Origin of the sequence: Massilia sp. Root351, assembly GCF_001425045.1 — a bacterium.
Taxonomy (GTDB): domain Bacteria; phylum Pseudomonadota; class Gammaproteobacteria; order Burkholderiales; family Burkholderiaceae_D; genus Rugamonas.
In genome coordinates this window covers 66258-79443 of the sequence record NZ_LMDJ01000003.1, presented here as the reverse complement: position 1 = coordinate 79443, position 13186 = coordinate 66258, and the positions used below count along the sequence as shown (strand labels likewise).

Annotated in this window: 5 protein-coding genes and 6 pseudogenes; 10 read left to right on the top strand and 1 reads right to left on the bottom strand. The window is 66.7% G+C overall.

All coding sequences use genetic code 11. From position 1 onward, the window contains the following. Positions 1-2 precede the first annotated feature (2 nt). Entirely contained in the window at positions 3-2864 is a 2862-nt protein-coding gene (uvrA, locus tag ASD15_RS06645) for an excinuclease ABC subunit UvrA (protein ID WP_057154035.1), read from the bottom strand. Positions 2865-3086: 222 nt separating this feature from the next. On the opposite strand from uvrA, the gene ssb reads away from it, so the two are divergent. From ssb to ASD15_RS06620, 10 genes and pseudogenes are all read left to right on the top strand, one after another. Beyond that, positions 3087-3587, top strand: a complete 501-nt coding sequence (gene ssb / locus ASD15_RS06640) for a single-stranded DNA-binding protein (RefSeq protein WP_057154034.1) — start codon at positions 3087-3089, stop codon at positions 3585-3587. A 793-nt stretch (positions 3588-4380) separates the two neighbouring features. Next, positions 4381-6168: pseudogene (locus ASD15_RS33105) on the top strand (heme utilization protein); the annotation flags it as partial. A gap of 27 nt (positions 6169-6195) precedes the next feature. After that, positions 6196-6797, top strand: a pseudogene (locus ASD15_RS33100) (heme utilization protein); the annotation flags it as partial. A gap of 14 nt (positions 6798-6811) precedes the next feature. After that, positions 6812-7033 (top strand): annotated as a pseudogene (locus ASD15_RS33790) (hypothetical protein); the annotation flags it as partial. Positions 7034-7184: 151 nt separating this feature from the next. Continuing rightward, a pseudogene (locus ASD15_RS33785) lies at positions 7185-7535 on the top strand (hypothetical protein); the annotation flags it as partial. Positions 7536-7719: 184 nt separating this feature from the next. Then, on the top strand, positions 7720-7956 hold the full coding sequence (locus ASD15_RS33780) for a hypothetical protein (RefSeq protein WP_373888165.1): 237 nt from the start codon (positions 7720-7722) through the stop codon (positions 7954-7956). Continuing rightward, positions 7953-8410 (top strand): annotated as a pseudogene (locus ASD15_RS33775) (heme utilization protein); the annotation flags it as partial. The gene ASD15_RS33780 and the pseudogene ASD15_RS33775, both read left to right, overlap by 4 nt. A 14-nt stretch (positions 8411-8424) precedes the next feature. After that, positions 8425-8787: a hypothetical protein gene (locus tag ASD15_RS33770; protein ID WP_373888164.1), complete on the top strand. Its 363-nt coding sequence runs from the start codon at positions 8425-8427 to the stop codon at positions 8785-8787. An 11-nt stretch (positions 8788-8798) separates the two neighbouring features. Beyond that, positions 8799-9671 (top strand): annotated as a pseudogene (locus ASD15_RS33765) (heme utilization protein); the annotation flags it as partial. 1 nt (position 9672) lies between these two features. Continuing rightward, a partial coding sequence (locus tag ASD15_RS06620; RefSeq protein ID WP_229418090.1) for an S-layer family protein occupies positions 9673-13074 on the top strand: 3402 nt, incomplete at its 5' end. Between the last annotated feature and the right edge of the window lie 112 nt (positions 13075-13186).

Sequence of the window (13186 nt, the reverse complement as noted above, 5' to 3'; positions counted from 1 at the left end):
TGTTACTTCTTTTTCGCCGGCTTGAGCAGCGGGATCAGGTATTTGCCCGTCACGCTGGCCGGGTTGGCCGCCACATCTTCCGGCGAACCGGCGGCGATGATCTGGCCGCCGCCGGCGCCGCCTTCCGGCCCCAGGTCCACGATCCAGTCGGCCGTCTTGATCACGTCCAGGTTGTGCTCGATGATGGCCAGCGTGTTGCCCTGGTCGCGCAGGCGGTGGATCACCTTCAGCAGCAGGTCGATATCGTGGAAGTGCAGGCCGGTGGTCGGCTCGTCCAGGATATACAGCGTGCGGCCGGTGTCGCGCTTGGACAGCTCCAGCGACAGCTTGACGCGCTGCGCCTCGCCGCCGGACAGCGTGGTGGCGCTCTGGCCCAGCTTGATGTAGCCCAGGCCCACGTCCAGCAGGGTGTGCAGCTTGCGCGCGATGACCGGCACCGGCTTGAAGAACTCGTGCGCGTCCTCCACCGTCATGTCCAGCACCTCGGTGATGTTCTTGCCCTTGTAGTGCACTTCCAGGGTTTCGCGGTTGTAGCGCTTGCCGTGGCAGACATCGCACGGCACGTACACGTCCGGCAGGAAGTGCATTTCCACCTTGATCACGCCGTCGCCCTGGCAGGCTTCGCAGCGGCCGCCCTTGACGTTGAACGAGAAGCGCCCGGCGCTGTAGCCGCGCTCCTTGGCGGTGGGCACGGTGGCGAACAGGTCGCGGATCGGCGTGAACAGGCCGGTGTAGGTGGCCGGGTTCGAGCGCGGCGTGCGGCCGATCGGCGCCTGGTCCACCGCGATCACCTTGTCGAAGTGTTCCAGGCCGCTGATGGTGTCGTGCGGCGACGGCTCGGTCTGCGAGCCGTACAGGTGGCGCGACAGGGCAGGGTAGAGCGTGTCGTTGATCAGCGAGGACTTGCCCGAGCCGGACACGCCGGTGATGCAGGTCATCAGGCCGACCGGCAGCTGCAGGGTGACGTTCTTCAGGTTGTTGCCGGTGGCGCCGGTGATCACCAGCTGGCGCTCCTCGTCGAACTGGTGGCGCTTCTTCGGCACTTCGATCTTCTTGGCGCCGCTCAGGTACTGCGAGGTCAGCGAGTCCTTGTTCTTCAGGATGTCCTTCAGCGAGCCGGAGGCGATCACGTCGCCGCCATGCACGCCGGCGCCCTTGCCCATGTCGACGATGTAGTCGGCGGTGCGGATCGCGTCCTCGTCGTGCTCCACCACCAGTACGCTGTTGCCGATGTCGCGCAGGTGCTTCAGGGTGTCGATCAGGCGGTCGTTGTCGCGCTGGTGCAGGCCGATGGACGGCTCGTCCAGCACGTACATCACGCCGGTCAGGCCGGAGCCGATCTGCGAGGCCAGGCGGATGCGCTGCGCTTCGCCGCCGGACAGGGTGTCGGCGCTGCGGTCCAGCGACAGGTAGTCCAGGCCCACGTTGTTCAAGAACTTCAGGCGCGAGATGATCTCCTTGACCACGCGGTCGGCGATCTCGCGCTTGGCGCCGGTCAGCTTCAGCGTTTCGAAGTAGTCCAGCGCGTCGCGCAGCGGCTTGCGCGACAGTTCGAAGATGGCGCGCTGCTGCTTGCCGCTGCCCACCTTCACGTAGCGCGCTTCGGTGCGCAGGCGCGCCCCGGCGCAGGACGGGCATTCCTTCTCGTTGATGAACTTGGCCAGTTCCTCTTTCACCGCCATCGAATCGGTTTCGCGGTAGCGGCGCGACAGGTTGTTCACCACGCCTTCGAAAGTGTGTTCCTTGACCACGGTGCGGCCGCGTTCGTTTATATAGGCGAACGGGATGGCCTGCTTGCCGGAGCCGTGCAGCACCGCTTCCTGCGCCGGCTTGGGCAGCTGCTCGAACGGCGTGTCCAGGTCGAACCCGTAGTAGGCCGCCAGCGCGGTCAGCATCTGGAAGTAGAACTGGTTGCGGCGGTCCCAGCCTTTCACGGCGCCGGAGGCCAGCGACAGGTTGGGGAAGGCCACGATGCGCCTGGGGTCGAAGAACTCGATATGGCCCAGGCCATCGCACTCGGGGCAGGCGCCCATCGGGTTGTTGAACGAGAACAGGCGCGGTTCCAGTTCCTGCAGCGAGTAGCCGCATTCGGTGCAGGCAAACTTGTTGGAATAGACATGCTCCTGCGCGGTGTCCATTTCATAGGCCACGGCGCGGCCGTCGGCCAGGCGCAGCGCGGTCTCGAAGCTCTCGGCCAGGCGCTGCTTGATCTCCGGCGTCACCTTCACGCGGTCGATCACCACGTCGATGGTGTGCTTTTCGGTCTTCTTCAGCTTGGGCAGGTCGTCCACTTCATAGATTTTTGCGTCATGCGTACCGCTTTGCACCCGGAACCTGACGAAACCCTGGGCCTGCATCTGCTCGAACAGGTCCACGTGCTCGCCCTTGCGGTTGGCCACCACCGGCGCCAGTATCATCAGCTTGGTGCCCTCGGGCATGGCCAGCACCGCGTCCACCATTTGCGACACGGTCTGCGCGGCCAGCGCGTGGGTCGGGTGGTTGATGCAGTACGGCGTGCCGACCCGCGCGAACAGCAGGCGCAGGTAATCGTGGATCTCGGTCACGGTGCCGACCGTGGAGCGCGGGTTGTGCGAGGTGGCTTTCTGCTCGATGGAGATGGCCGGCGACAGCCCTTCGATCAAGTCCACGTCCGGCTTTTCCATCAGCTGCAGGAACTGGCGCGCGTAGGCCGACAGCGATTCCACATAGCGGCGCTGGCCCTCGGCGTACAGCGTGTCGAACGCCAGCGAGGACTTGCCGGAGCCGGACAGGCCGGTAATCACGATCAGCTTGTTGCGCGGCAGATCGAGGTTGATGTTCTTGAGGTTGTGCGTACGTGCGCCGCGTATGCGGATCTGTTCCATTGTCTGAGCCTTGGGTAAAGGAGCGAGCGGGTGAACCCGGTACTATAGCCGGGTTTGATCCGCGCCGCCTTGCGCGGTTTGACAAGCATCAAGGCGGGGGGATCGATACTGTATATAATACCAGTATTCTTAAAAATGGGCAGCGCCTTGCCTTCGCTTATAATCGTCGTTTAGTAAAATGTCAGCCCGCCGTGCGCGGCCGCAGTTCAACAGGAGTTACACATGGCATCAGTCAACAAAGTCATCATCGTCGGCAATCTGGGCCGCGATCCGGAAATTCGCTACATGCCTAGCGGTGATGCGATCGCCAACATTGCCGTCGCGACCTCGTACAAGTCGAAGGACCGCAACACCGGCGAGCAAAAAGAGCAAACCGAGTGGCACCGTATTTCCTTCTTCGGCCGCCTGGCTGAAATCGTCGGCCAGTACCTGAAAAAAGGTTCCTCGGTCTACGTCGAAGGCCGCCTGCAGACCCGCAAGTACACCGACAAGGACGGCGTCGAGAAATACGCCACCGACATCATCGCCGAGCAGATGCAAATGCTGGGCGGCCGCCAGGGCATGGGCGGCGACGCCGGCATGGACGACGGCGGCAGCTACGACGCCCCGGCCCCGCGCCAGGCGCCCGCGCCGCGTCCGGCCCCTGCGCCAGCCCCGGCCCCGCGCCCGGCGCCGCGTCCGGCGCCGAACTTCTCGGACATGGACGACGACATCCCGTTCTAAAGCCTGCCGGCTGCCGGAAAAAACGAAAAACCCCCGCAACGCTTCGGCGTTGCGGGGGTTTTCTTTTGCGTGGACGCGTTGCTGCCGGTTACGAAATTCGGCTGCGCAGCAGCGCCGGAAAGGGCAGGAATAGCATGTCAAAACGTTCATAAGACATTGAAATTACGTGACTTTTATCATACGGTCAGCATTTTTGTGCCCACAAACAACACTCGCCGCCAAGCGGGTCCGCAGCGCTTCCGTTGCACCATGTGATATGCGCCCGGTTTACCCCGGTGCTCTCCCCATGAGAGCGCTACACAAGCCCATAACATGCTGTCTACAAGCAATTTTAACCTTGCCTTTTAAACACATGAAATGCGTTTGAGATAGCGAAAATAAGTGCGGCAGGGAAATTAATTGCGATATACTTGCTGCTAAGAATCTGTTTTTCAAGCCCTGCCGCTGACAAGCAAGCGAGTAAGTTGTCAGTTTGCAAACGTCCCTGTGGTTTTGGTCTTGCCCCGCAAAGTTTACTTAACGAAACTCCGTTTAAGGTCGCTTTGCACATAAGCCTGCTGAAATTGTCTGCTCAAAAATGGGGCGCAACTCAGCCGGCAAGCACTAAAGGTTTCGCCTAATGTTGACGTTAAGAATGAAAACATGGGCACTTGCCGCAAGGCTGGTAGGGCGCGAGGCGCTTGGTATCGGCTGGTAGTAAGAGTACTAAATTAACTTTGGCTGCCCCCGCCGTACTGGTCACGGTGCTGCTTTCATAAATTTTTGCTGTCTGTAGTTCCAAGGAGAATGGAAAATGTCATCCAACATCGGTCTTTTGACGTCGTCGCAGATCCGCGCCCTGTCGACTGAATATATTGCGGGGCTGACCACGGAAGACGTACGGGCGTTGACGTCCGACCAAGTCTCTTGGCTCACCACGCAGCAAATCTCGGTGTTGACGACGGCGAATATTGCAGTCGCGCTGACCACCAACCAGATTCCTTCGCTGACCACGGCGCAGGCAGCCGCGCTGGGTTCCGCGCAACTGGCGGCCATGACCACCGCCAACCTGGCCGTGCTCGAAACGGCCGACGTGGCCGCGCTGCGCTCCACTTCCATTGCCGCCTTGTCGACCAGCCAGTTCGCTGGCCTGACCTCGAACCAGGTCGGCGCCCTGACCACCCGGCAGCTCGGCGCCCTCAGCACCAACGTGATTGCCAATGGCCTGACCACTTCGCAAGTGGTGGGCCTGACCAGCGCCCAGGTGGGCGGCCTGAGTTCCGCGCAAGTCGCTGCCTTCACCACGGCCAACCTGGCCGCCATGGAAACGGCCGACTTCGTTGCCCTGAAGACCAACGCCATCGCCGGCTTGACCACCAGCCAGTTCGCCGGCTTGACCACCAACCAGGTCGCCGCGCTGACCAGCGCCCAGCTGGGCGCCCTGAGCACCAATGTGATCGCCAACGGCCTGACCACTGCGCAAGTGGTGGCCCTGAGCACCAGCCAGGCTGCCGGCCTGAGCTCGCGCCAGATCGGCGCCTTGTCGACCGCCAACCTGGCCGCCATGGAAACCGTGGACCTGGCCGCGCTGTCGACCGCCACCATCGCTTCGCTGGGTTCGGCCCAGATCGCCGCGCTGACCTCGGCGCAAGTTATCGGCCTGAGCACGGCCCAGGCCGGCGCGCTGACCTCGGCCCAGCTGGCCGCCATGGAAACGGTCGACCTGGCCGCCATGGAGACGGTGGACTTCGTTGCCCTGAAAACCAATGCCATCGCCGGCCTGAGCACCAGCCAGTTCGCCGGCCTGACCACCAACCAGGTTGCCGCGCTGACCAGCGCCCAGATGGGTGCGCTGAGCACCAACGTGATCGCCAACGGCCTGACCACCGCGCAGATCGTCGCCCTGAGCACCAGCCAGGCCGCCGGCCTGAGCTCGCGCCAGATCGCCGCGCTGTCGACCGCCAACCTGGCCGCCATGGAAACGGTGGACTTCGCCGCCCTGAAGACCGCCACCATCGCCGCGCTGACCTCGGCACAGATCGCCGGCCTGACCTCGGCGCAAGTGATCGCGCTGACCACGCTGCAAGCCGCGTCGCTGACCTCGGCACAAGTGGCCGCCATGGAAACGGTGGACCTGGCCGCGATGGAAACGGTGGACTTCGTGGCGCTGAAGACCAGCGCCATCGCCGGCCTGAGCACCAGCCAGTTCGCCGGCCTGACCACCAACCAGATCGCCGCCATGACCAGCGCCCAGATCGGCGCGCTGAGCACCAACCTGATCGCCAACGGCCTGACCACCGCGCAAGTCGTCGCGCTGAGCACCAGCCAGGCTGCCGGCCTGACCTCGCGCCAGATCGCCGCCCTGTCGACCGCCAACCTGGCCGCCATGGAAACCGTGGACTTCGCCGCGCTGAAGACGGCCACCATCGCCTCCCTGAGCACCACCCAGATCGCCGGCCTGACCTCGTCGCAAGTGATTGCGCTGACCACCGCGCAAGCCGCGTCGCTGACCTCGGCCCAGCTGGGCGCCATGGAAACGGTCGACCTGGCCGCGATGGAAACGGTGGACTTCGTGGCGCTCAAGACCAGCGCCATCGCCGGCNCGCTGACCTCGGCCCAGCTGGGCGCCATGGAAACGGTCGACCTGGCCGCGATGGAAACGGTGGACTTCGTGGCGCTCAAGACCAGCGCCATCGCCGGCCTGAGCACCAGCCAGTTCGCCGGCCTGACCACCAACCAGATCGCCGCGCTGACCAGCGCCCAGATGGGCGCGCTGAGCACCAGCCTGATCGCCAACGGCCTGACCACCGCGCAAGTTGTCGCGCTGAGCAGCACCCAGGTGGCCGGCCTGACCTCGCGCCAGATCGCCGCCCTGTCGACCGCCAACCTGGCCGCCATGGAAACGGTGGACTTCGCCGCCCTGAAGACGGCCACCATCGCCGCCCTGAGCTCGGCCCAGATCGCCGGCCTGACCTCGGCGCAAGTGATCGCGCTGACCACCGCGCAAGCCGCGTCGCTGACCTCGGCCCAGCTGGGCGCCATGGAAACGGTCGACCTGGCCGCCATGGAAACGGTGGACTTCGTGGCGCTGAAGACCAGCGCCATCGCCGGCCTGAGCACCAGCCAGTTCGCCGGCCTGACCACCAACCAGGTCGCCGCGCTGACCAGCGGCCAGATCGGCGCGCTGAGCACCAACCTGATCGCCAACGGCCTGACCACCGCGCAAGTGGTNCCAGTTCGCCGGCCTGACCACCAACCAGGTCGCCGCGCTGACCAGCGGCCAGATCGGCGCGCTGAGCACCAACCTGATCGCCAACGGCCTGACCACCGCGCAAGTGGTCGCGCTGAGCACCTCCCAGGCTGCCGGCCTGACCTCGGCCCAAGTGGGCGCCTTCACCACGGCCAACCTGGCCGCCATGGAGACCGTGGACTTCGCCGCGCTGAAGACCGCCGCCATCGCCGGCCTGAGCACGGCCCAGTTCGCCGGCCTGACCACCAACCAGGTTGCCGCGCTGACCAGCGCCCAGATGGGCGCGCTGAGCACCAATGTGATCGCCAACGGCCTGACCACCGCGCAAGTGGTGGCCCTGAGCAGCACCCAGGCTGACCAGCGCCCAGATGGGCGCGCTGAGCACCAATGTGATCGCCAACGGCCTGACCACCGCGCAAGTGGTGGCCCTGAGCAGCACCCAGGCTTCCGGCCTGACTTCGCGCCAGATCGCCGCGCTGTCGACCGCCAACCTGGCCGCCATGGAAACGGTGGACTTCGCCGCCCTGAAGACCGCCACCATCGCTGCCCTGAGCTCGGCCCAGATCGTCGGCCTGACCTCGGCGCAAGTGATCGCGCTGACCACGCTGCAAGCCTCGTCGCTGACTTCGGCACAAGTGGCCGCCATGGAAACGGTGGACCTGGCCGCCATGGAAACGGTGGACTTCGTGTCCCTGAAGACCAGCGCCATCGCCGGCCTGAGCACGGCCCAGTTCGCCGGCCTGACCACCAACCAGGTCGCCGCGCTGACCAGCGCCCAGATGGGCGCGCTGAGCACCAGCCTGATCGCCAACGGCCTGACCACCGCGCAAGCTGAGCAGCACCCAGGTGGCCGGCCTGACCTCGCGCCAGATCGCCGCCCTGTCGACCGCCAACCTGGCCGCCATGGAAACGGTGGACTTCGCCGCCCTGAAGACCGCCACCATTGCCGCGCTGAGCTCGGCCCAGATGGCCGGCCTGACGTCCTCGCAAGTGATTGCGCTGACCACCGCGCAAGCCGCGGCGCTGACCTCGGCCCAGCTGGGCGCCATGGAAACGGTCGACCTGGCCGCGATGGAAACGGTGGACTTCGTGGCGCTCAAGACCAGCGCCATCGCCGGCCTGAGCACCAGGGCGCGCTGAGCACCAGCCTGATCGCCAACGGCCTGACCACCGCGCAAGTTGTCGCGCTGAGCAGCACCCAGGTGGCCGGCCTGACCTCGCGCCAGATCGCTGCCCTGTCGACCGCCAACCTGGCCGCCATGGAAACGGTGGACTTCGCCGCCCTGAAGACGGCCACTGTCGCCGCCCTGAGCTCGGCCCAGATCGCCGGCCTGACCTCCTCACAAGTGATCGCGCTGACCACCGCGCAAGCCGCCTCGCTGACCTCGGCGCAAGTGGCCGCGATGGAAACGGTCGACCTGGCCGCGATGGAAACGGTGGACTTCGTGGCGCTGAAGACCAGCGCCATTGCCGGCCTGAGCACCAGCCAGTTCGCCGGCCTGACCACCAACCAGGTCGCCGCGCTGACCAGCGGCCAGATCGGCGCGCTGAGCACCAACCTGATCGCCAACGGCCTGACCACCGCGCAAGTGGTNCCAGTTCGCCGGCCTGACCACCAACCAGGTCGCCGCGCTGACCAGCGGCCAGATCGGCGCGCTGAGCACCAACCTGATCGCCAACGGCCTGACCACCGCGCAAGTGGTGGCCCTGTCCAGCGCCCAGGCGGGCGGCCTGACCTCGTCGCAGGTGGCGGCCTTCACCACGGCCAACCTGGCCGCCATGGAGACTGTTGACTTCGCCGCGCTGAAGACTGCCGCCATCGCCGGCCTGAGCACGGCCCAGTTCGCCGGCCTGACCACCAACCAGGTCGCCGCGCTGACCAGCGCCCAGATGGGCGCGCTGAGCACCAATGTGATCGCCAACGGCCTGACCACCGCGCAAGTGGTGGCCCTGAGCAGCACCCAGGCTTGACCAGCGCCCAGATGGGCGCGCTGAGCACCAATGTGATCGCCAACGGCCTGACCACCGCGCAAGTGGTGGCCCTGAGCAGCACCCAGGCTTCCGGCCTGAACTCGCGCCAGATCGCCGCGCTGTCGACCGCCAACCTGGCTGCCATGGAAACGGTGGACTTCGCCGCCCTGAAGACCGCCACCATCGCTGCCCTGAGCTCGGCCCAGATCGTCGGCCTGACCTCGGCGCAAGTGGTGGCCCTGACCACGCTGCAAGCCGCCTCGCTGACCTCGGCCCAGATCGCCGCCATGGAAACGGTGGACCTGGCCGCCATGGAAACGGTGGACTTCGTGGCCCTGAAGACCAGCGCCATCGCCGGCCTCAGCACGGCCCAGTTCGCCGGCCTGACGACCAACCAGGTCGCCGCGCTGACCAGCAGCCAGATGGGCGCGCTGAGCACCACCGTGATCGCCAACGGCCTGACCACCGCGCAGATCGTCGCCCTGAGCAGCACCCAGGCCGCCGGCCTGAGCTCGCGCCAGATCGCCGCCCTGTCGACCGCCAACCTGGCCGCCATGGAAACGGTGGACTTCGCCGCCCTGAAGACGGCCACCATCGCCGCCCTGAGCACCGCGCAGATCGCCGGCCTGACCTCGGCGCAAGTGGTGGGCATGACCACCGCCCAGGCCGCCTCGCTGACCTCGGCGCAAGTGGCCGCCATGGAAACGGTCGACCTGGCCGCCATGGAAACCGTGGACTTCGTGGCACTGAAGACCAGCGCCATCGCCGGCCTGAGCACCAGCCAGTTCGCCGGCCTGACCACCAACCAGGTCGCCGCGCTGACCAGCGCCCAGATGGGCGCGCTGAGCACCAGCCTGATCGCCAACGGCCTGACCACCGCGCAANCAGTTCGCCGGCCTGACCACCAACCAGGTCGCCGCGCTGACCAGCGCCCAGATGGGCGCGCTGAGCACCAGCCTGATCGCCAACGGCCTGACCACCGCGCAAGTGGTGGCCCTGAGCAGCACCCAGGTGGCCGGCCTGACCTCGCGCCAGATCGCCGCCCTGACCACGGCCAACCTGGCCGCCATGGAAACGGTGGACTTCGCCGCCCTGAAGACCGCCACCATCGCTGCCCTGAGCACCACGCAGATGGCCGGCCTGACCTCGTCGCAAGTGATCGCGCTGACCACGGCCCAAGCCGCCTCGCTGACCTCGGCGCAAGTGGCCGCCATGGAAACGGTGGACCTGGCCGCGATGGAAACCGTGGACTTCGTGGCACTGAAGACCAGCGCCATCGCCGGCCTGAGCACCACCCAGTTCGCCGCGCTGACCACCAACCAGGTCGCCGCGCTGACCAGCGGCCAAGTCGGCGCGCTGAGCACCAACCTGATCGCCAACGGCCTGACCACCGCGCAAGTGGTGGCCCTGAGCACCACCCAGGCCGCCGGCCTGACCTCGTCGCAGGTGGCTGCCTTCACCACGGCCAACCTGGCCGCGATGGAGACCGTCGACTTCGCCGCGCTGAAGACCTCGGCCATCGCCGGCCTGAGCACGGCGCAGTTCGCCGGCCTGACCACCAACCAGGTTGCCGCGCTGACCAGCGCCCAGATGGGTGCGCTGAGCACCAACCTGATCGCCAACGGCCTGACCACCGCGCAAGTGGTGGCCCTGAGCAGCACCCAGGCCGCCGGCCTGACCTCGCGCCAGATCGCTTCCCTGTCGACCGCCAACCTGGCCGCCATGGAAACCGTGGACTTCGCCGCACTGAAGACCTCGGCGATCGCCTCGCTGACCACGGCCCAGATCGTCGGCCTGACGTCCGCGCAAGTGGTCGGCCTGACCACGCTGCAAGCCGCGTCGCTGACCTCGGCCCAGGTCGCCGCGATGGAAACGGTGGACCTGGCCGCGATGGAAACCACGGACTTTGTGTCCCTGAAGACCACCGCCATCGCCGGCCTGAGCACCAGCCAGTTCGCCGGCCTGACCACCAACCAGGTTGCCGCGCTGACCAGCAGCCAGATGGGCGCGCTGAGCACCAACGTGATCGCCAACGGCCTGACCACCGCGCAAGTGGTGGCCCTGTCCAGCACCCAGGCCGCCGGCCTGAGCTCGCGCCAGATCGCCGCCCTGTCGACCGCCAACCTGGCGGCCATGGAAACGGTGGACTTCGCCGCCCTGAAGACGGCCACCATCGCCGCGCTGACCTCGGCCCAGATCGTTGGCCTGACCTCCGCGCAAGTGGTGGGCATGACCACGGCCCAGGCCGCATCGCTGGGTTCGGCGCAGATCGCCGCGCTGGAAACGGTGGACCTGGCCGCGCTGGAAACGGTGGACCTCGTGTCGCTGAAGACCAGCGCCATCGCCGGCCTGAGCACCAGCCAGTTCGCCGCCCTGACCACCAACCAGGTTGCTGCACTGACCAGCTCGCAGATGGGGGCGCTGACCACCACCATCATCGCCAACGGCCTGACCACCGCGCAAGTGGTGGCCCTGAGCAGCACCCAGGCTGCCGGCCTGAGCTCGCGCCAGATCGCCGCGCTGACCACGGCCAACCTGGCCGCGATGGAAACGGTGGACTTCGCCGCACTGAAGACCGCCACCATCGCCGCCCTGAGCACCGCGCAGATCGCCGGCCTGACCACCTCGCAAGTGGTGGGCATGACCACGGCCCAGGCCGCGTCGCTGACCACGGCCCAGCTGGCCGCGCTGGAAACGGCTGACCTGGCCGCGATGGAAACGGTGGACTTCGTGTCGCTGAAGACCAGCGCCATCGCCGCCCTGACCACCACCCAGTTCGCCGCGCTGACCACCAACCAGGTCGCCGCGCTGACCAGCGCCCAGATGGGGGCGCTGACCACCACCATCATCGCCAGCGGCCTGACCACGGCGCAAGTGGTGGCCCTGAGCACGGCCCAGGCCGCCGGCCTGACCTCGCGCCAGATCACCGCGCTGACCACGGCCAACCTGGCCGCGATGGAAACGGTGGACTTCGCCGCACTGAAGACCGCCACCATCGCCGCGCTGACCACCACCCAGCTGGGTGCGCTGACCAGCAACCAGGTGATCGCGATGACCACCGCGCAGACCGCAGCCCTGGGCTCGGCGCAAGTGGGCGCGCTGTCGACCGCCTCGCTGGCGGCACTGGCCACGGACGACGTCGCTGCGCTGAAGACCGCCAGCATCGCCGCGCTGAGCACCACCCAGCTGAACGCGCTGACCACCACCCAGGTGACGGCGCTGACCACGGCGCAGGCAACGGCGCTGACCAGCAGCCAGATCGTTGGCCTGGCCACCAGCAGCCTGGGCGCGATGGAAACGGCCGATCTGCGCGCACTGCGGACCAGCGGCATCGCTGCGCTGACCACCAGCCAGCTGAGCGCGCTGACCACCACCCAGCTGCCGGGCATGACCACCAGCCAGATCGCTGCGCTGAGCTCGACGCAAGTGTCGGCCCTGACCAGCACCCAGCTGGCCTCGCTGACCACGGCGCAGCTGGCGGTGCTGGCACCGTCCACGCCGCTGGTGCTCGACCTGAACGGCAACGGTGTCCAGACCCTGGGCGTCTCGTCCGGTGTCCAGTTCGACATCTTTGCCACCGGCAAAGCGGTCAACACGGGCTGGGTAGGCCAGGGCGACGGCCTGCTGGTGATGGACCGTAACAACGACGGCACCATCAACAACGGCGGCGAACTGTTCGGCAGCTCGGTGACCCTGGCTGACGGTAGCAAGGCGCAAGACGGCTACGCCGCCCTGTCCGAGCTCGACAGCAACGGCGACCGCGTGATCGACAGCGGCGACGCGGCCTTCGACAAGCTGAAAGTGTGGGTGGATGGCAACGCCGACGGTGTCAGCCAGGCCGACGAACTGCTCAGCCTGAAGGATGCCGGTGTGGCCAAGCTGAACCTGAATGCCGCCGCCAGCGACATCAACAGCAACGGCAACTGGGTTGGCCTGACCTCGACCTTCGAGAAGGCCGACGGCAGCCAGGGCGCCATGGCCGACGTCTGGTTCCAGACCGGCGTGGCCAAGTCCGCCGAGCTGCGCGACAAGGTCAGCGGCCTGGCCCAGTCGATCAACGCCTTCGCCTCGGCGCCGGAAGCGGCACCGGCCGGCGGCAAGCTGGAGATGCCTGCGCAGCAGAACGCATCGCTGGCAGCGGTCGGCAAGATGGTTGATGTACTGAAAGGCTTCGACGCCAACGGCAACGCACTGGGCGGCTCCGCGCTGGCCAGCGGCAGCCAGACGGTGCGCGCACCGGGCCAGGTCGACAGCGGCAGCAACGGCTTCCTCGCGATGCCGAAGTAAATCCCGCAGCGGCAGGGGCGGCGACGCCCCTTCCGGGCCGGCGGCGACGGGCAACCGTCGCCGCTTTTTTTTATTCCGCGCCAAGGCGGGCACAGGTTAGAATCGCAGTGAG

Bases quoted from the DNA above. Each gene is read 5' to 3' on its own strand.
- ASD15_RS33780 (WP_373888165.1), top strand. From the start codon at position 7,720: ATGGAAACGGTGGACTTCGCCGCCCTGAAGACCGCCACCATTGCCGCG.
- uvrA (WP_057154035.1), bottom strand. From the start codon at position 2,864: ATGGAACAGATCCGCATACGCGGCGCACGTACGCACAACCTCAAGAAC.
- ssb (WP_057154034.1), top strand. From the start codon at position 3,087: ATGGCATCAGTCAACAAAGTCATCATCGTCGGCAATCTGGGCCGCGAT.